At 59.3% G+C, this 17,358-nt stretch carries 17 protein-coding genes and 1 pseudogene; 11 read left to right on the forward strand and 7 right to left on the reverse strand.

The window, feature by feature from the left end; all coding sequences use genetic code 11:
- The first annotated feature begins 11 nt into the window (after positions 1-11).
- A complete protein-coding gene (locus tag V0R60_RS07945) occupies positions 12-737 on the forward strand; it encodes a dienelactone hydrolase family protein (protein WP_136477378.1) in 726 nt (241 codons plus the stop codon).
- A gap of 118 nt (positions 738-855) precedes the next feature.
- Here the strand turns inward: V0R60_RS07945 and V0R60_RS07950 are convergent, their stop codons facing one another.
- Complete coding sequence (locus V0R60_RS07950) at positions 856-1,716, reverse strand: pirin family protein (RefSeq protein WP_330079349.1); 861 nt, start codon at positions 1,714-1,716, stop codon at positions 856-858.
- 115 nt (positions 1,717-1,831) lie between these two features.
- Here V0R60_RS07950 and V0R60_RS07955 point away from each other — a divergent pair, with 115 nt between their 5' ends.
- The 3 genes and pseudogenes from V0R60_RS07955 to V0R60_RS07965 all read left to right on the forward strand — a co-directional run.
- Positions 1,832-2,884: an amidohydrolase family protein gene (locus V0R60_RS07955; RefSeq protein WP_330079350.1), complete on the forward strand. Its 1,053-nt coding sequence runs from the start codon at positions 1,832-1,834 to the stop codon at positions 2,882-2,884.
- 82 nt (positions 2,885-2,966) lie between these two features.
- Entirely contained in the window at positions 2,967-3,431 is a 465-nt protein-coding gene (locus V0R60_RS07960) for a DUF3859 domain-containing protein (protein WP_136477375.1), read from the forward strand.
- A 240-nt stretch (positions 3,432-3,671) separates the two neighbouring features.
- Positions 3,672-4,000, forward strand: a pseudogene (locus V0R60_RS07965) (methyl-accepting chemotaxis protein); the annotation flags it as partial.
- Between the two features lie 67 nt (positions 4,001-4,067).
- On the opposite strand, the gene fabB reads toward V0R60_RS07965, so the two are convergent.
- The 5 genes from fabB to V0R60_RS07990 form a co-directional block, all read right to left on the reverse strand.
- Positions 4,068-5,288, reverse strand: a complete 1,221-nt coding sequence (gene fabB / locus V0R60_RS07970) for a beta-ketoacyl-ACP synthase I (RefSeq protein ID WP_136477374.1) — start codon at positions 5,286-5,288, stop codon at positions 4,068-4,070.
- 11 nt (positions 5,289-5,299) lie between these two features.
- Entirely contained in the window at positions 5,300-5,815 is a 516-nt protein-coding gene (fabA, locus tag V0R60_RS07975) for a 3-hydroxyacyl-[acyl-carrier-protein] dehydratase FabA (RefSeq protein ID WP_136477373.1), read from the reverse strand.
- A 212-nt stretch (positions 5,816-6,027) separates the two neighbouring features.
- Positions 6,028-7,953 (reverse strand): ATP-binding protein, encoded by a 1,926-nt coding sequence (locus V0R60_RS07980; protein ID WP_330079351.1) that lies wholly within the window; start codon positions 7,951-7,953, stop codon positions 6,028-6,030.
- Positions 7,950-8,843 (reverse strand): ABC transporter substrate-binding protein, encoded by an 894-nt coding sequence (locus V0R60_RS07985; RefSeq protein ID WP_330079352.1) that lies wholly within the window; start codon positions 8,841-8,843, stop codon positions 7,950-7,952. The genes V0R60_RS07980 and V0R60_RS07985 overlap by 4 nt, the downstream gene beginning before the upstream one ends.
- Positions 8,843-10,954, reverse strand: a complete 2,112-nt coding sequence (locus tag V0R60_RS07990) for a TonB-dependent receptor plug domain-containing protein (RefSeq protein ID WP_330079353.1) — start codon at positions 10,952-10,954, stop codon at positions 8,843-8,845. Before V0R60_RS07990 ends, V0R60_RS07985 begins: the two co-directional genes overlap by 1 nt.
- Before the next feature lie 171 nt (positions 10,955-11,125).
- On the opposite strand from V0R60_RS07990, the gene V0R60_RS07995 reads away from it, so the two are divergent.
- The 7 genes from V0R60_RS07995 to V0R60_RS08025 all read left to right on the forward strand — a co-directional run bounded on the left by V0R60_RS07995 (position 11,126) and on the right by V0R60_RS08025 (position 16,749).
- Positions 11,126-12,151, forward strand: coding sequence for an NAD(P)H-dependent glycerol-3-phosphate dehydrogenase (locus V0R60_RS07995; RefSeq protein WP_203481798.1), 1,026 nt, complete (start codon positions 11,126-11,128; stop codon positions 12,149-12,151).
- A gap of 15 nt (positions 12,152-12,166) precedes the next feature.
- A complete protein-coding gene (locus tag V0R60_RS08000; RefSeq protein ID WP_330079354.1) occupies positions 12,167-12,514 on the forward strand; it encodes a DUF4389 domain-containing protein in 348 nt (115 codons plus the stop codon).
- Positions 12,511-12,963 carry a phosphohistidine phosphatase SixA gene (gene sixA / locus V0R60_RS08005; RefSeq protein WP_136477367.1) on the forward strand — a complete coding sequence of 151 codons (453 nt, stop codon included), beginning with the start codon at positions 12,511-12,513 and terminating at the stop codon, positions 12,961-12,963. The genes V0R60_RS08000 and sixA overlap by 4 nt, the downstream gene beginning before the upstream one ends.
- 163 nt (positions 12,964-13,126) lie before the next feature.
- On the forward strand, positions 13,127-13,921 hold the full coding sequence (locus V0R60_RS08010; protein ID WP_136477366.1) for an alpha/beta fold hydrolase: 795 nt from the start codon (positions 13,127-13,129) through the stop codon (positions 13,919-13,921).
- Positions 13,918-14,772: an alpha/beta hydrolase gene (locus V0R60_RS08015; protein ID WP_330079355.1), complete on the forward strand. Its 855-nt coding sequence runs from the start codon at positions 13,918-13,920 to the stop codon at positions 14,770-14,772. Before V0R60_RS08010 ends, V0R60_RS08015 begins: the two co-directional genes overlap by 4 nt.
- Before the next feature lie 115 nt (positions 14,773-14,887).
- Positions 14,888-15,685 carry a DUF4892 domain-containing protein gene (locus V0R60_RS08020; protein WP_136477364.1) on the forward strand — a complete coding sequence of 266 codons (798 nt, stop codon included), beginning with the start codon at positions 14,888-14,890 and terminating at the stop codon, positions 15,683-15,685.
- 11 nt (positions 15,686-15,696) lie between these two features.
- Positions 15,697-16,749, forward strand: coding sequence for an AI-2E family transporter (locus V0R60_RS08025; RefSeq protein ID WP_330079356.1), 1,053 nt, complete (start codon positions 15,697-15,699; stop codon positions 16,747-16,749).
- A 14-nt stretch (positions 16,750-16,763) separates the two neighbouring features.
- On the opposite strand, the gene V0R60_RS08030 is transcribed toward V0R60_RS08025, so the two are convergent.
- Positions 16,764-17,258, reverse strand: a complete 495-nt coding sequence (locus V0R60_RS08030; RefSeq protein WP_136477362.1) for an Lrp/AsnC family transcriptional regulator — start codon at positions 17,256-17,258, stop codon at positions 16,764-16,766.
- Positions 17,259-17,358 lie beyond the last annotated feature (100 nt).

The following is a 17,358-nucleotide window of genomic DNA, read 5'->3' on the forward strand; positions in this document are numbered from 1 at the left end:
AGGAGGACTGCATGAGCAAGGTTACCGTCGAATCGCTGGTCTATCATGTTGCCGGCAAAGCCTATGAGAGTCGCTTGTTTTATACCCAGGGGGCCAAGGAACAGCCTGGTTTGCTGATGGCGCCGAACTGGATGGGGGTTGGCGAAGGTGCCGAGCGCATCGCCAGGGATGTCGCTGCCCAAGGCTATGTGGTGTTGCTCGCCGACATTTATGGGCAGACCCTGCGGCCGTCGAACATGGATGAAGCGGGCGCGGCGATGACGCCGTTGAAAGATGACCGGGTTGAGCTGCGCAAGCGCCTCAAAGCGGCACTGGATCAGTTGTTGGGGCAATCCAGGGCGGTGCTTGAGCCGGGTAAGCTTGCTACCTTTGGTTTCTGTTTTGGCGGTTGCTGCGCCTTGGAACTGGCGCGTGCCGATGAGCGCCTGCAGGTGGCGGTGTCGTTTCACGGTACGCTGGATACGCCGTTGCCGGCCCAGGAAGGCAAAGTGAAGGCGTCGATGCTGGTGCTGCATGGCGCAGCTGATCCGTTTGTGCCTACAGAGCAGCTACCGGCGTTCGCTGCCGAGATGGATGCGGCCAAGGTTGACTGGCAACTGGTCAGCTATGGTGGTGCGGTGCATTCGTTCACCGACACGGCGGCCAATATCCCTGGCAAGATGAAGTACGACGCGCGCATCTCCAAGCGGGCTTTCCGGGCTATGTACAACTTGTTGGATGAAGTGTTCAAGGCCTAGGGGTTCGTCGGTTCCATCCCGTGGGAGTTAGTCGCCCGCGACGGGGCTGCTGTGCAGCCCTTCGTGAGGAATCCATTCCCACGGTTTATACATTGTCCGTTGCCAGTGCCGCCCAGGCTCAAGGCAGTTCGATTCGTTCACTTTCCCCCGGCACCCTTGGCCAGTCCCCAGCGGCCCAGCGGGCTCGAGCCTGATCTATAAGCGCGGGATCACTGGCAACAAAATTCCAGTTCATTCGTCGTGGTCCATCCAGTGGGTCGCCGCCAAACAGCACCAATTGGCTCTCGCTCTCGGCATACAGGCTCATTTCTTCACCCTCTGGCAGTATCACCAGGCTATGCGGTTCTACGGCTTGATCGTTCAGCAGCACTTCGCCATCCAATACATAGAGGCCGCGCTCAATATGCTCGGTCGGCACGCTCAGGGTGGTTGCAGCCTGCATCTGAATCAACGCATAGAGCGTTGGCGAAAGCACCGGCACCGGTGACTGCAGGCAGAATCCGTTACCTGCGATCAAGCGAATGTTGACACCTAGATTGTCGCTCGTCGGCAAGGTCGCAGCAGGATGATGGCTGTAGTGTCCGCTCCCTTGTTCCTTGTCTTTGGGGGAGGCTAGCCAGACTTGCAGGCCATGCAGGCGTGAGCCGCTTTCCTGCAGATCGGTCGGGGTACGCTCGACATGAGCAATCGCGCTGCCAGCGGTCATCCAGCTGACGTCTCCGGCTTTGACCCGCTGATCGGAGCCGAGACTGTCCTTGTGCAGCAGTTCCCCTTCGAACAGGTAGGTGAGGGTGGACAGGCCGATATGGGGGTGCTGGCGGATATTCACACCTTTGCCTGCGGCGTAGTCGGTTTCGAGCATGTGGTCGAAAAAAACGAACGGCCCGATGCTTCGGCACTGGGCTGAAGGCAGGGGGCGCAAGATCGGTTGTCCTTCGACGGATTCGGCGCGCGGGCGAATGACCAAAAGATTACTCACAGTGGGCTCCAGTCCAGGGGTGATGGACTTGAGCATAACCTGTTACAGGCAGTGCTTGAACTGCGCGGTAGCTTGGCCGGTCTACTTTGTCTTAGACGTCAACAAGGAACGTGCAATGTTTGCCAGAACCCTGCTTACCAGAACCCCGCTTACCAGAAATCGGTATGCCAGTACCCTGGTTGGCATCCTGTTGCTGGGCTTGGGTCTGCAGACTGTGCAGGCGCGTGAGTACCGCTACAGTGATGCACACCTGCATTACGTGGACTTTTTCCAGGAAAGCGAGGGCATGGATGCGTTGCTCAAAGCAATGGATAAAGCGCGCATCGACCAATCCATGATCTCGGGTGTTGCGGTAGCGAAGAAATGGCATGAGGACGAACCCAAACGCCCTCGGTATTATGCCGGTGACGACGCCGATGCCTATTGGTACAGCGCCACGGATATCTACGTGGCCGCCGCGCTGGAAAAACTCGATCCGCAGCAACGTCAACGCTTTCACCCGTTTCTGACCGGCTTCAACCCGGTAGACAAGAATGCTGTGGCGCATATCGAGCGTATGCTCGAACTGTATCCCGGGCTGTGGCAGGGTATTGGCGAGGTTTTCACCCGTCATGACGACTTGACGGCACTAACCAGCGGCGACACCCCCCGGGCCAATAACGAGGCCATGACTCGCATTTACCATCTGGCGGCCGAACAGGATCTGCCGGTGCTGATCCACTCCAACATCACCTCCAAGCGCGAGCGCAATCCGCTGTACCTGGCTGAGATTGAGGAGCCGTTGCGCAATCACCCGCACACCCGCTTTATCTGGGCCCATGCCGGTACCAGCATGGAGATTCACCGTCACCAGACGCAGTTGGATTTCTTGCTGCCCACGCTGTCGCGCATGCTCGAGAGTTATCCCAATCTGTATATCGACTTGTCCTGGAGCGTCCTCCAGCCTTATCTGCTGGATGAACAGGGCAAGCCCAGGGAGGCGTGGCTGGAACTGGTCAAACGCTTCCCTGAGCGCTTTATGCTTGGCTCCGATGTGGTCGGGCGGTTCGACTCTGTAGGGGAGCAACTACAGGGGTTTGATCCATTTCTCGATGCCTTGCCAGCAGACGTGGCACATAAGGTTGCGCGCGAAAACTTCCTTGCTGTACTGCCGAAGAAACAGCAGTGAGGTATCTGGCAGTTTTCCAGTTGTCATCAGTCTGTCATGCCGACGTCATAGCCTGCCGCCATCAATCCTGATGGAGTGCATCATGTTTTTCAGTCGTTTCAGTGCGGTGTGCGGGCTTCTGCTGGTGAGTGGCCTGGCCAGTGCCGAGGTGCGAGTGCAAGGGCCGATCGAGTATGGGTTGTTCCAAACGCAGCATCAAAACTTTCAGCCTGGCGAGCGCGTGCTTACCCAGAACAACCAGACGATCCAGCACACTTCTGAGATTCCGGCGCGGCTGGGTAGCAAGTTCGGTATGCGTTATCGCTTGGAGGGCAAGGCGGCTGAGGATGCGCCGTTGACCCTGCTTTACCTCACTCCTGGAGTACTGACCCCCGACGGCAAGCGCCATGACAAATTCGAGGTGGTGCAGAAGCTGGTGCCCGGGGCTGCCCAGGATGTGATGGCCTATGAATTCACCGAGCCTCACGAAGTGGTGCCAGGGGAATGGCATTTCATGGTGTTCCAGGGTGATCGCCTGCTAGCCGAGCAGCGATTTACTGTGCGCTGAGGGCCGAGGTTGGCGCCTCGTGATTGCTGGTGGTAGCGCTAGGCATTTTCGCTTGTTGCAAATGAACAGCATGCGCCAGCAGTAGCAGCAGGTAGACAGCAATTGGTTGCCTAGCGTCATTGCGGTAGGCCAGATGACTCAGGACATGCTGCGCATTCGTTCGTTGAATCTGCGATTGCTGATCAACCGCGATCCGCAGCCTTTGCAGACGAACAAGGCGCACATTGAGCAGATCAAGGCGGTATCCAGCAGGGCACTGATCGTGCGGTCGAAGGGATGCAGCCGAGTAATGACCGTGCACAAAGCACACTGGAAGGGGCACATGCAGCAGGTGCGGCGCTGGAGGAAATTGCAGCAGCGATCAGCCTGATCAATGAGCGCAATCTGGTGAGCGCCAGTGCTTCCGAGTAACAGGTGCAGGTAGCGCGGGAGGTGGACCGTAACCTGACCAATATCCTTGATTTGGCACTGCAGACCTCAGCGGGAGCCAATCAGACCAATGCAGCGAGCCAGGCGATGTCACAGCGGCGATTGACTTGAATGGCCTGGTAGGGCGGTTTTCGGTGTAAGCAGGGGGGACTGAAAACAAAAACGCCCCGACGAGTCGGGGCGTTTTCAGCATAAGGGGACTAGCCCTTATTTACCTTCCCAGCGCTTTAGCACCAGAGTGGCGTTGGTGCCGCCGAAACCGAAGCTGTTGCTCATCACGGTATCGATCTTGGCGTTTTCCTGGGTTTTGGTCAGGATCGGCATATCGGCTACCGCTGGATCCAGCTCGTCGATGTTGGCCGAGCCGGCGATGAAGTTACCTTCCATCATCAGCATGCAGTAGATCGCTTCGTGCACGCCTGCGGCGCCCAGGGAGTGACCGGAGAGGCTCTTGGTCGAGCTGATGGCAGGTGCCTTGTCGCCGAACACTTCGCGAACACCTTTGATCTCGGCAACGTCACCCACTGGCGTCGAGGTGCCATGGGTGTTCAGGTAGTCGATCGGGGTGTCGACAGTGGACATGGCCATCTGCATGCAGCGGATGGCGCCTTCGCCGCTTGGTGCGACCATGTCGTAACCGTCGGAGGTAGCGCCATAGCCAACGATTTCAGCGTAGATTTTTGCGCCGCGGGCCAGAGCGTGCTCCAGTTCCTCGACCACTACCATGCCGCCACCGCCAGCAATGACGAAACCGTCACGGTCGTTATCGTAGGCACGGGAGGCTTTTTCCGGGGTGTCATTGCGCTTGCTGGACAAGGCGCCCATGGCGTCGAACAGGAACGACTGGCTCCAGTGCTCTTCTTCACCGCCACCGGCGAAGACGATGTCCTGTTTGCCCATTTGAATCTGTTCCATTGCGGTGCCGATGCAGTGTGCACTGGTGGCGCAAGCCGAAGCGATGGAGTAGTTCAGACCCTTGATCTTGAACGGCGTAGCCAGGCACGCCGAGACAGTGCTGCTCATGGTCCGGGTGACGCGGTACGGGCCGACACGCTTGACGCCTTTTTCGCGCAGGATGTCCAACGCTTCCATTTGGTTCAGGGTCGACGCGCCGCCGCTGCCTGCGATCAGGCCGGTACGCGGGTTGGACACCTGTTCTTCCGTCAGGCCCGAATCCTTGATCGCATCGGCCATTGCCAGGTAGGCGTAGGCAGCAGCGTGACCAACGAAACGGAAGACTTTGCGGTCAATCAGTTCTTCGAGGTTGAGGTCAATGGAGCCGGAAACCTGGCTACGCAGACCCATTTCGGCATATTCCGGGTTGAATCGGATGCCAGGGCGGCTTGCACGCAGGTTGGCGGAGACGGTCTCTTTGTCATTGCCCAGGCACGAAACGATGCCCAGACCAGTGATAACGACGCGGCGCATGCGGATAACCCTTAGAAGTTGTCAGTGGAGGTGAATACGCCGACCCGAAGGCCTTCGGCGGTGTAGATCTCGCGACCGTCGACACTGACCGAACCATCAGCGATGGCCATGTTCAGCTTGCCCTTCAGGACGCGCTTGATATGAATGTTGTACGTGACTTTCTTGGCGCTTGGCAGCACCTGGCCAAAGAACTTGACCTCGCCCGAACCCAGGGCGCGACCGCGGCCTGGCAGGCCTTGCCAGCCAAGGAAGAAGCCAACCAGTTGCCACATGGCGTCAAGGCCCAGGCAGCCTGGCATTACTGGATCACCTTCGAAGTGGCAGGCAAAGAACCACAGGTCCGGAGTGATATCCAGCTCGGCGACCAATTCACCTTTGCCGTACTTGCCACCCTCTTCGCTGATATGGGCAATGCGATCGACCATCAGCATGTTCGGGGCGGGCAGTTGCGCGTTACCTGGGCCGAACAGCTCACCGCGACTGCAGCGCAGCAGATCTTCCCGGGTAAAGGCGTTTTGTTTGGTCATGCGAGCTCCTCAATAATCCCCATGCGGCGGGGGGCAAATCTTCCCGACCGACCCCAATCGTTTGTACGTTGGGGCGGCAGCCTACACATAGACTATTGCGTTGTAGTGAAAGTCACAGCGCACGGGGCAAAGAAGTACACGTGTGCACTGAAATTTTATTTTCAGGCTTTTTCAGCAGCCTGTCCAGTTCATAAGACTGCCGCAATTTCACATTAATCGCCAGTCGCAGCTGACTGACTGGGTAGCCAACGCTGCAGAATTTGCTGTAAGTCAGTGCGTTTGAACGGCTTGGCCAAATAATCGTTCATTCCAGCGCTCAGGCAGCGTTCGCGATCGCCCTGCAGGGCATTGGCCGTCAAGGCGATGATTGGCATGGCGGCGCCCTGGGGGAGCTGGCGAATACGCCGCGTGGCTTCATAGCCGTCGATTATGGGTAGCCTGCAGTCCATCAGGGTTGCGGCAAAATGCTGGCGTGCGACCTGGGACACGGCCTGGGCGCCATCCACGGCAATGCACACCTCGAAGCCCAGGCTGCGAAGCATGGCCTCGATCACCGTCTGATTGACCGGGTTGTCCTCGACCAACAGAATGCGCTGGCCCTGACCTTCCTTTTCGCGTTCGCTGTTGGGGCTGAGCAGGCGCGGCGTTTGTTGCACCGATAACGCCAGGGGCATTTCCAGGGTAAAGGTCGAACCCTGGCCTTCACGGCTTTCGCCGCGCAACGTGCCGCCCATGCGCTCGGCGAGGGTGCGCGCAATCGATAGTCCCAGGCCTGTGCCGCCGTAGCGTCGGGAGATCGAGCTGTCGGCTTGCTGGAATGCAAGGAACATGGTTTCCAGGCGTTGGTTGTCTATGCCGATGCCGGTGTCATGGACAGCGCAGTTGAACCAGATCAGTTGGCGGTCAAGCACCTGCCAACGGGGCTCGATGCGCACACTGCCGCGCTCGGTGAACTTCAGCGCATTGCCCACCAGGTTGAGCAGTACCTGACGAATCCGCGTAGGATCGCCGACAACCTGCAATTGGGCCATTCCCGGAGGCATCTGCAACTGCAAGTCCAGGCCTCGCTGGGCAGCCAGATGCTGGAAGGATTGCACGCAACTGCCAATCAGTTCGCCAAGATTGAAGTCGATGTGTTCCAGCTCCAGGCTGGTGCGCTCGATCCGCGAGAAATCCAGAATATCGTTGATCACCTTGAGCAGATGGCCGGTCGACTCACTGGCTACGGCCGTGTATTCGGCCTGCTCCTCGTTCAAGGTGGTGGTTTCAAGCAGTTGCAACATGCCAAGCACACCATTCATTGGGGTGCGCAGCTCATGGCTCATCATGGCCAGGAAGTCCGATTTGGCCCGGTTTGCCTGTTCGGCCTCTTCGCGCGCCTGGATAAGTTGCGACATGGCCTGCTGCTGCTCATGACTGGCCTGGGCCAAGGCGCGGGCCAGGTTGTTGATGTGGCGGGCCAGGTGCCCCAGTTCACTGTCGTCGACCACCGGCAAGGGGGCATTGAAGTCGCCTTGCTGAATGGCTTTCACTGCGTGTCCCATATCGGCAATGGGTTTGGCCAGACTCAAGGCCAGGCGGCGAGCGAGTAAAAAGGTGAAGAGCAGGGCGAACAGGGCAAGGATGGCTGCCTTGATAATGATTTCTTTCTGACGCTCGCTGAAGGCGTCGTTGGACATGCCGACAATAACCCTGCCCAGATAGTCATCGCCTACATTGCGCGAGGGCTGCCCGCCACTGTGCAGGAAATCGTTGTCCAGGCGGATTTGCTGCAGGCGGATAGGGGCCTGGAAAACCTCGACTTGTTGCGCGCGGTTGTCGTGCTCGTCGGGTTGCTCGACGTACACCAGGATATGGTTGCTGCTGTCCTGAACTTCAAGAAAGCGCACGTGGGGAATACTCAAGGTGGCGCGCATCAGGCTCTCGAGCACTTCGTCGTTGCCCGCGATCACCCCGTATTCCGACGCCGGTGCCAGCTGGTTGGCGATCAGTTGACCGGTGTGATTGAGTTCCTGGCGCAGGTCCTGGATTCGCACGAAGGTAAAGAAGCTGATCAGCAGCAGCGTCAGCAACAGCGCCGGTCCCAGGCTGATGATCTGGGTGCGGGTGTGAATGTCCCAGCTCAGACGGAGCCTCATGGTCTGCGTTCTCCTTCGGCCAGTACCAGGGCGGCGCTTTCGGGGTCGATGGTATCGATGCCCAGAGCGCGGGCAACTTGCTGGTTGCCAGCGACACTGAAGTGATCAGGGTAAAGCGTGCGAGGCCATTTGCCCGGGGGTTGATCGAGCAGTCGGTCGAGCACTGCCAACCAATCCTGTTGGTTGCTCAGGGTGCTGGCCAGCGCGCCAGCACGGACAAAACCTGCATTGGGGCCAATTAATGCCATTTGTCGTCCGTAACTGCTTAACAGCACATTCTTAGCTGTCTTGGAGTTGTACAACTGAGGGTCGTCGATGCCCAGCAGCACATCACTGTTCTGCAGGAGTGTCTGCAATGGACGACTGTCGCGCAGGTCTGGCCAGGCTTGGGCAATGATCTTCAGACCCATGGGCTTTGCTGCGCGGCGCAGTTCTTCGAGAAGAAACTGGCTGTGCTCGGCATAGAGTACGCCGATGCGTTGCGCTTCAGGCAGCAAATAGCGGGTCAGGCGCAGTTGTCGGTCCAGCGGCGGATCGCTCCATAGCAGGCTCAGGTAGGCGGGGCGCAACTGTCCAAGGCGCCGCTCTGCCTGCACTCGGCTCACGCGCAGTGCCAGGGCGGGAGGCCCAGCGGTTTCACTCAAACGCCACTCCAGGCTGGTGCTGTCGAGCAGGATCAGCCGAGTGGCAGGGTCGAGGCGCGAAGGGCGAGGAAGTTCGGTAACCGGTATGAAGTTAACGTTGTCGCCCGGGCGGCGCTCGCTCAAGGCCTGGACGAACAGCGCGACACCAGGGCTGTTCTGGTTGCCGGTGAGCAGGATTTCACTGGCATGCAGCCCACCCAATGGCCACAGGAAGGCCGCCAGCAGCCAGAGACGCAACCTGCGCATTAGAATTCGAGCTCCGCGCTGAAGTACAGCACATGGCGACTGTCAAACAGGTTGTCTGCGTAGGTGGTGGGTTGATCGTCCAGGCGCTGTTGTACGACGCCGGCCAACTCCAGTTGGGCGCGATCCCAGACGAGTCGCTTGGCCACGCGCACGTCGATGCGTTCGAATCGGTACTGGTTGAGCTCATCGTCCCCGTAGTAGAAAAGCGCACTGGACCACCCTTGCCCCCAATCACGCAGCCAGCCTGCCGAGCCACTATTGCGCGCACTCAGGCGACGATCAGCGGGATCGCTGGCCCAGGCGTCGACATAGGCGTAGGTCAGGCGCAGGCGATCGGCACTGCTCAGGCGCCAGTCGAGCTGGGTCTCGCTGCCGCTGAAGCGAGCTCGATTGCTGTTGCTGGCGATGTATTGGTTGTTACGCAGTGGTTCACTGATCATGCCGGTAATTTCGTCATAGAACAGTTTGAAATCCACGCTCAGGTCGGCATCGGCAAAGTAGCCGTTGTAACCCAATTCTCGCGAGCGCATTCGTTCCTGTTCGAGGTCACCCGGGCCGCGGGTCCTGACGAAGTATTGGGCACTGCTCTGGCCGAACGCCCCAGGGGTCAGGTTGTTGACGCGATAACTCCAGTTGACGTTGTTCTCGAACATGTCCGGCGAACGTACAGCTTCAGAGTACACCGCGCGCAACCCGTGCCGTGGAGTGATCAGGTAGTTGACTGCCAAGCGTGGGGTGAGGGAGCTACCGGAGAGATTGGCATCCTCGTACATCGCGCCGCCCTGGATAATCCAGTGTTCGTCGGCGCGCCACTCCAAGTGACCGAACAGGCGCCAGGTGCTGTCATTGAGGCTGCCGTTGAAAAACGTCTGCGAATCGGCGCGGTCGTAGCGATAGTTGGCACCACTCACCAGACGCAGGCTGTCGGAAAGGCTCAGGGTGTCCTGCAGTTCCAGGTCGTAGCGGGTTTCCCGTGTACTCTGGTCGATATCGCCACAGACTTGTTCGGAGCCGCCATTGGCCCACTGTTCTTGCACCTGCTTGCCCAGTGCTTGCTCTTGAGCACCTCCGGCGGGCAGTGGCGCGAGAATGTTGCGCGCGACTTGTTCGGCGTAGTTGGGATTGAGCTGCCACAAGCGTGTCAGCGCAGGGCTGAATGACATCGCGGCGTCACAGGCGCGCCACTGCTGCTGGCGATCCCAATGTTGTGCAGTCCCTTGCAGATAGAGGCTGTGGTCGGGGTTGAGGTCGATGTTCCAGCGTACTGAGCCGGCGTAATCCTTGACGTTGGCATCGGAATTGTCGCCATTGGCAGTGACGCCATGGAACACGGGCCTGTAAGTGTAGGGGCGTTGATTGGTCCCTTCTTTGGCCGCAAATTGCCAATCCAGGCTCTGATTATTTGCCAAGGTGTGACTGACACTCAAACTCAGGCGGGTGAGCCTGCGGCTGTCACGGTAGTCCTGGCCGTTTCGGCTTTCATCGAAGCCATCATCCTCCATGCCCGACAGCGACAGGCGCAAGTCTCCGCCATCCCAGCCGCTGCCTTGACTCGCGTACCAGTCGCTGATGCCACGCTGGCCGCGGGTGATTTTCACGCGAGTGCCGCGGCTATCGGCGGGCTTGCGGGTGAGAATGTTGACCACTGCCATCAACGCATTGGCGCCATAGCTGACGGTGTTCGGGCCGCGGAACACTTCGACGCGCTCGATATCCTCCATGGCCAATGGAATATCGCTCCAGTCTACGGTGGCAAGGCCGGGGCGATAGACTGAACGACCATCGATGAGCACCTGCATGCGTCGTGCTTCGTTGACGTTGCTGCCGTGGTAGTTGACTGTAGGTTGGTTGCCAGCACCGTAGCCGATCATCATCCCCGGAACCAGCCGTAGTAGTTCCGGTATGTCACGGGCGCCGCTGGCGCGGATCAAAGCGTTGTCGAGCACGGTCATACTGCCAGGGACTGCCGCCGGTGACTGTTTGAGTCGGGTAGCGGTGAGCACCTGGGGCAGAGACTGGTCGTCGACGAACAGATCGTCAGCGGCAGCGGGGGCGGCGACAATAGCAGTCAATAGTAAAAGCGGGGGCGAGGCTGAAGAGCCAAATGACACGGTACGGCCTTGGTATCGATTTCAAATCGGGCAGTTTAACCGAGTGGCGAGCATTTTTCAGTCGTCGGCGCTGCAATGCCGAGGTCATCTGAATGATCTGGCGCTGGCTCTGACACCGGGGCTCCGTATAATGCGCGAGTCGCCACTTTAATTGGTTTTAACGGATTGGATATGACTGAACAGCAGCCGGTTGCAGTTCTGGGAGGCGGGAGTTTCGGTACCGCCGTGGCGAATCTGTTGGCGGAAAACGGCGTTGGCGTACGGCAATGGATGCGCGATCCGGAGCAGGCCGAGGCAATGCGTAATAACCGCGAGAACCCGCGCTACCTCAAGGGAGTGAAGATTCACCCAGGTGTCGAACCGGTCAACGACCTGCTGGCAACCCTTGAAGATTGCGAGCTGATCTTTGTCGCTCTGCCATCCAGCGCACTGCGTAGTGTGCTGGCGCCTCATGCCCAGCTGTTGCGTGGCAAGATGCTGGTGAGCCTGACCAAGGGCATCGAAGCACAAAGCTTCAAGTTGATGAGTCAGATCCTTGAAGAAATCGCTCCCCAGGCGCGCATTGGCGTGTTGTCCGGGCCAAACCTGGCCCGCGAAGTGGCTGAGCACGCCCTGACCGCGACGGTGGTGGCCAGTGAAGATGAAGTGCTTTGCCAGCGCGTGCAGGCAGTGCTGCACGGTCGTACCTTTCGCGTCTATGCCAGCAACGACCGCTTTGGTGTCGAGCTTGGTGGGGCGCTAAAAAACGTTTATGCAATTATTGCCGGTATGGCGGTGGCCCTGGGAATGGGGGAGAACACCAAAAGCATGCTGATCACTCGTGCCCTGGCAGAGATGACCCGCTTTGCCGTCAGTCAGGGTGCCAACCCCATGACCTTCCTTGGGCTTGCCGGTGTGGGCGATCTAATCGTTACCTGCTCATCGCCCAAGAGCCGCAACTATCAGGTCGGGCATGCGTTGGGCCAAGGTCTGAGCCTGGAAGAGGCGGTCAACCGTCTGGGCGAGGTAGCCGAAGGGGTCAATACGCTCAAGGTGCTCAAGGTCAAGGCACAGGAAGTTCAGGTCTACATGCCGTTGGTAGCGGGCTTGCACGCCATTCTTTTCGAGGGTCGCACGCTGAATCAGGTAATTGAGTTGCTGATGCGCGGCGAGCCTAAAACCGATGTCGACTTCATCTCCACCAGCGGTTTCAACTGAGTACAGGAGCAAGACATGAACGAATCCCCGAACCAGTCCCAGCGCGAGTCGATTATCCTGCGGGTATTGTGGATGCTGGTGTTCCTGGTGGTCTGGCAGTTGGCCGAACTGCTGCTGGGCGGCTTGGTACTGGTGCAGTTGATCTACCGCCTGATCTACGGTGCGCCCAGTGCCAGCCTGATGAATTTCGGCGACAGCCTCAGCCAGTTTTTGGCCCAGATCGGTCGTTTCGGCAGCTTTCACAGTGACCAGAAGCCGTGGCCATTCGCCGATTGGCCAACGCCGCGTGCCGCCGAAGGTGAGGCGGCGCACAGCGTACCGCCAGCAGCGCATCCGGTGCGCGACGAAGAGCCCAAGCTGTGAAGCTTTGGGTGTTGCGCCATGGCGAGGCTGAGCCGCGGGCCAACAGCGATGCACAGCGTCGTTTGACGGCCCACGGCCGAGAGCAGGTACTGCGCAGCGCTGCCACATTGCTGGGTCAGGAACTGCAGGTGATCCTCGCCAGCCCGTATGTTCGCGCCCAGCAGACGGCCGCACTGGTTCACGAAGCGCTTGGTTTTATCAAACCGGTGCAGACGGTGCCTTGGCTGACACCGGACAGCGACCCGCAGGAGGTGATCAGCGAGCTGGAAAAGCTGGACCTGCAGCAGGTTCTGCTGGTGAGCCACCAACCGCTGGTGAGTTGCCTGGTAGGGATGCTCGAACAGGGACATCGGCAAGGGCCGCCGATGTCTACAGCGAGTCTGGCAGCGCTTGAAGGCGAGTGGCCGCTGGCCGGATTGATGACCTTGCGCAGCCTTACTCATGCGTGAGCCCTGGGCCCGCTGTTCAGCGGGTTGCTGAGGGTTGCGGGGCGTTTCAGGCCAATTTCGGTGGTTATTGACCTGATTGCCCTTGGCGATGGCTTTTCCGAACATTGCCCGTCGCCAACTGCTTACCGACAATGGAGCATCACCACTCAACGGACAGGCGGTTATGTCGCAGCAGATATTTTTCGCCCATGCCAACGGTTTTCCTTCGGCGACCTACGGCAAGCTCTTCGATGCGCTTGCGCCTGACTACCAGGTGTTCCATCTACCACAACACGCTCACGATCCGCGCTTTCCGGTCGACGCGAACTGGCAGAATCTGGTCGATGAATTGCTCCATCACCTGGAGCAACAGCCACAACCGGTCTGGGGTGTAGGGCACTCCCTGGGCGGTGTGCTGCACTTGCATGCGGCACTGCGCTGCCCACACTATTACCGAGGTGTGGTCATGCTCGACTCGCCAGTCTTGACCAGGGTCGATCAATGGGTGTTGCAGGCGGCCAAGCGCATGGGCTTCATTGATCGCATCACACCCGCCGGGCGCACCCTGGGTCGCCGTGAGGCGTTTACCGACAAAGAAAGTGCCCGGGCGTACTTCTCTACCAAGTCCTTGTTTCGCCATTTCGATCCGGAATGTCTGGATGCGTATCTGGAACACGGCTTGCTGGCGTCCGAGGAAGGTTTGCGGCTGCGCTTCGATCCGGCCACCGAGATCAGTATCTACCGCAATATTCCCCATACCCGACCAGCACCGGCCAAACACTTGAAGTTGCCACTGGCGATGGTGCGCGGCAGCAGTAGCCAGATCGTCAAGCGCCATCATGCTTTCGCTGTGCGCGGCCTGCCTCGAGGTGAGTACCACAGTTTGCCCGGTGGCCATATGTTCCCGCTGGAACGGCCCACGGACACCGCAAGCCTGATCAAAGGGCTGTTCGATCGTTGGCAACAAGGGGTGGTATGAGTTCGCACATCGAAGATATCCGTCTGAACCTGGGCCACATCGAACTGGCTGCACACCTGTCTGGTCCGGCTGACGGTGTTCCAGTGATCGCCTTGCATGGCTGGTTGGACAACGCCTACAGTTTCGCCCGCTTGGCGCCGAAGTTGTCAGGGCTTCGGATTCTGGCCCTGGACCTGGCCGGTCACGGCCATTCCGAGCACCGGCCGCCCGGCGCCAGTTATGCCTTGTGGGATTACGCCCATGACGTCCTGCGGGTTGCCGAGCAGATGGGGTGGGAGCGTTTTGCCCTGCTTGGCCATTCGCTGGGGGCGATTGTTTCGGTTGTTCTGGCCGGTTCGCTGCCGGAGCGAATTACCCGATTGGCATTGATTGACGGCGTGATTCCACCCACCAGCGGTCCGCAGGATGCCGCGGAGCGTATGGGCATGGCATTACAGGCGCAGTTGCGTCTGGACACAAAGCGTAAAGCGGTGCACCCGACGCTCGATCAAGCAATCCAGGCGCGAATGAAAGGCCTGGTGGCGGTTAGTCGCGAAGCGGCGCAGTTGCTCGCCCAGCGCGGATTGATGCCGGTGCCGGGTGGTTATACCTGGCGCAGCGACAGTCGCCTGACCTTGCCATCGCCGACCCGCTTGAGTGAAGCCCAGGCGTTGAGCTTCGTGCGGCGTATTGCCTGTCCGACTACGCTGGTGGTGGCTGCTGACGGTATGCTGGCGCGGCATGCAGACTTGCTCGAGCAGCTACCCTTTGCTCGTGAGCTCTTGCCAGGTGGCCATCACTTGCACCTGAATGACGAAAATGGTGCAACCCTTGTTGCAGACTGTTTCAATCGCTTCTTTGGCATTTCTTGACTTGCGGCTGGCAACTGTCGACGCTTGACGGGTTGAACAGGGAGACAACCATGAACGAGCGAGACAATGTCACATCCAGTGACTACCCAGGAGTCCTATGCAGCGTGGCGTGCCTATGAGTTTCAAGTTTTGCATCCGCGCAATGATTGTCGGCGCGGGCATACTCTCCAGTGCGCCTCTTTTGGCTGAGGGGATGCCGGTACCCGTCGACGCCAAAGTGATTGACCAGCGTCCTGCCACCGAGCAAGAGCGCGTCTATCCAATGGGCAGCCTGCGCAAGATCAGCAATCAGCTACGCGTGGAAAGCAAGATCGAAAGCCGCGGCCAGGTCAGCTCTGTCACCTACGAGCTGCCCCGGGAGCGCAGCGCCACCGAAGCTTTCACTGCGGCACGCGAGGCCCTGCAGAAAGATGGCGGCTACCCGTTGTTCTGGTGCCAGGCTCGTGACTGTGGTGAAAACAGCCTTTGGGCCAACGAAGTATTCAAGAGCAGGCTGCTGTCGGGCTCGGATGAGCAGCAGGCGTTCATTTTGCTGCGCCGCTCCGCCGAACAAAACAATACGCTGATCGCGTTGTATAGCGTTACTCGTGGCAACAAACGCGCGTACCTGCACGTGGAGGAGTTCGTTGCCCAGGCGCCGCTCGGCGAGCTGTTGCCAACACCGGCTACCGTTCTGCGCGAACTGCGAGACACCGGCAAGCTCGACTACCCTGATCTTGTTGGTGAGCCGTTACCGGCGTGGGTGAACTTGCTTGGACGCAGTTTGAACCTTGACAGCACCTTGCGCGTTAGCCTGAGCGGCACCGAGGCTGAAGCCTGGCGCGAGCAATTGGGCAAGGCTGGCGTACGTCTGGCCAGGTTGGAAGTGGGTGACGCCAAGACCGACGGCTTCCATGTCGAACTGATTCGTTAAGCGAGAACAGCATGCTCAATAATGACCGCCTGCTGGTGCAGATTATCCTGCTGGGTCTGCTTGGCGCTGGCCTGTGGGTGATGGCGCCGTTCATGTCGGCGTTGCTGTGGGGTGCCATCCTGGCGTTTGCCAGTTGGCCGTTGATGCGTCTGCTGACTCGGTTGTTGGGCGGTCGTGAAACCTTGGCGGCCGGCTTGCTGACTACCTTATGGATCCTGCTGGTGGCTGTGCCTCTGGTCTGGTTGGGTTTCAACCTGGCTGATCACATCCGTGATGCAACCAACTTTGTGCGCGATGTGCAGGTTGACGGATTTCCCGATGCACCGGACTGGCTGGGCGGTGTGCCGCTGGTAGGGGAGCGCCTGGTTCGCATGTGGGATACCCTCGACCAGCAGGGCGCCGCGTTGCTGGCTTCGATCAAGCCCTATCTGGGGCAGGTCGGAAACTGGTTACTGGCCCGCAGCGCACAGATCGGCAGCGGCATGCTTGAGTTGACCTTGAGCTTGGTGTTCGTGTTCTTTTTCTATCGTGATGGCCCGCGATTGTCGGCGTTCGTGCTGCGTTTGCTTGATCGGCTCATTGGCGAACGTGCCGAGTACTACCTTGACTTGGTCGCCGGCACTGTCCAGCGAGTGGTCAATGGAGTGATTGGTACGGCGGCAGCTCAGGCGGTCCTGGCGGTCATAGGCTTTTTGATCGCTGGTGTGCCGGGAGCGCTGGTGCTGGGCATCGTTACCTTCATGCTCAGCCTGATCCCCATGGGGCCGCCACTGGCGTGGATACCGGCTACGGCCTGGCTGGCCTGGCAGGGTGAGTACGGCATGGCAGTGTTCCTCGGAATTTGGGGCACGTTCATCATCAGTGGCGTCGACAACGTACTCAAGCCGTACTTGATCAGTCGCGGTGGCAACTTGCCGCTGGTGATCGTGTTGCTGGGCGTGTTTGGCGGTTTGCTGGCGTTCGGCTTTATCGGCCTGTTCATTGGTCCGACGCTGCTTGCGGTCGCTTACAGCCTGTTGCTTGACTGGTCACGCAGCGCACCGGTGGCACCGCCACGCACATGAGGCCTGGCGCTGGATCAGGGTTGTGCCCCGGAGTTCTTGACCACCGCCAATTCCGGGTGGGCCACCAGCTTGTCGATGTGCAACTCGTCGTTGTTCATCCAGGTTTCGGTGAGTACCCGGTAATGCTCCATGTCGCGGCAACGCATGCGCAGGCTGTAGTCAAAGTGGCCACTGATCAACTGGCAGTCGAGCACCTGAGGGCAGGCGCGCATACAGGCTTCAAATGCCTTCTGAGCCGAGCGCCCGCTTTGGTTCGATAGGGCCACTAGCACCAGCAGGGACAAGCCGGGCGATATCCGTTGCTCATCGATGATTGCGCTGTAGCCGCGAATGACGCCGCGCCGTTCCAGCTTGCGTACGCGTTCGAGGCAGGGGCGAGGGGTAAGGTGGACCAGCGAGGATAGTTTCTCGTAGGTGATACGCCCGTTGTGGCGCAATACCTCGATAATGGCTTCGTCGATCCGATCCAGGGGTGGCTCGGCGTGGGGGGGGTTAACCTTGGTATCCATACAGGTTCGGCTTCATTTCAAACAATGGGTGAGCATGAATATGGTACGACCTTCCATGGTCGGCGTCTGTATCGTATCGAGCAGCCGAACCTGAACGGAT

It is taken from the genome of Pseudomonas auratipiscis (genome assembly GCF_036324085.1).
Taxonomy (GTDB): Bacteria; Pseudomonadota; Gammaproteobacteria; order Pseudomonadales; family Pseudomonadaceae; genus Aquipseudomonas; species Aquipseudomonas auratipiscis.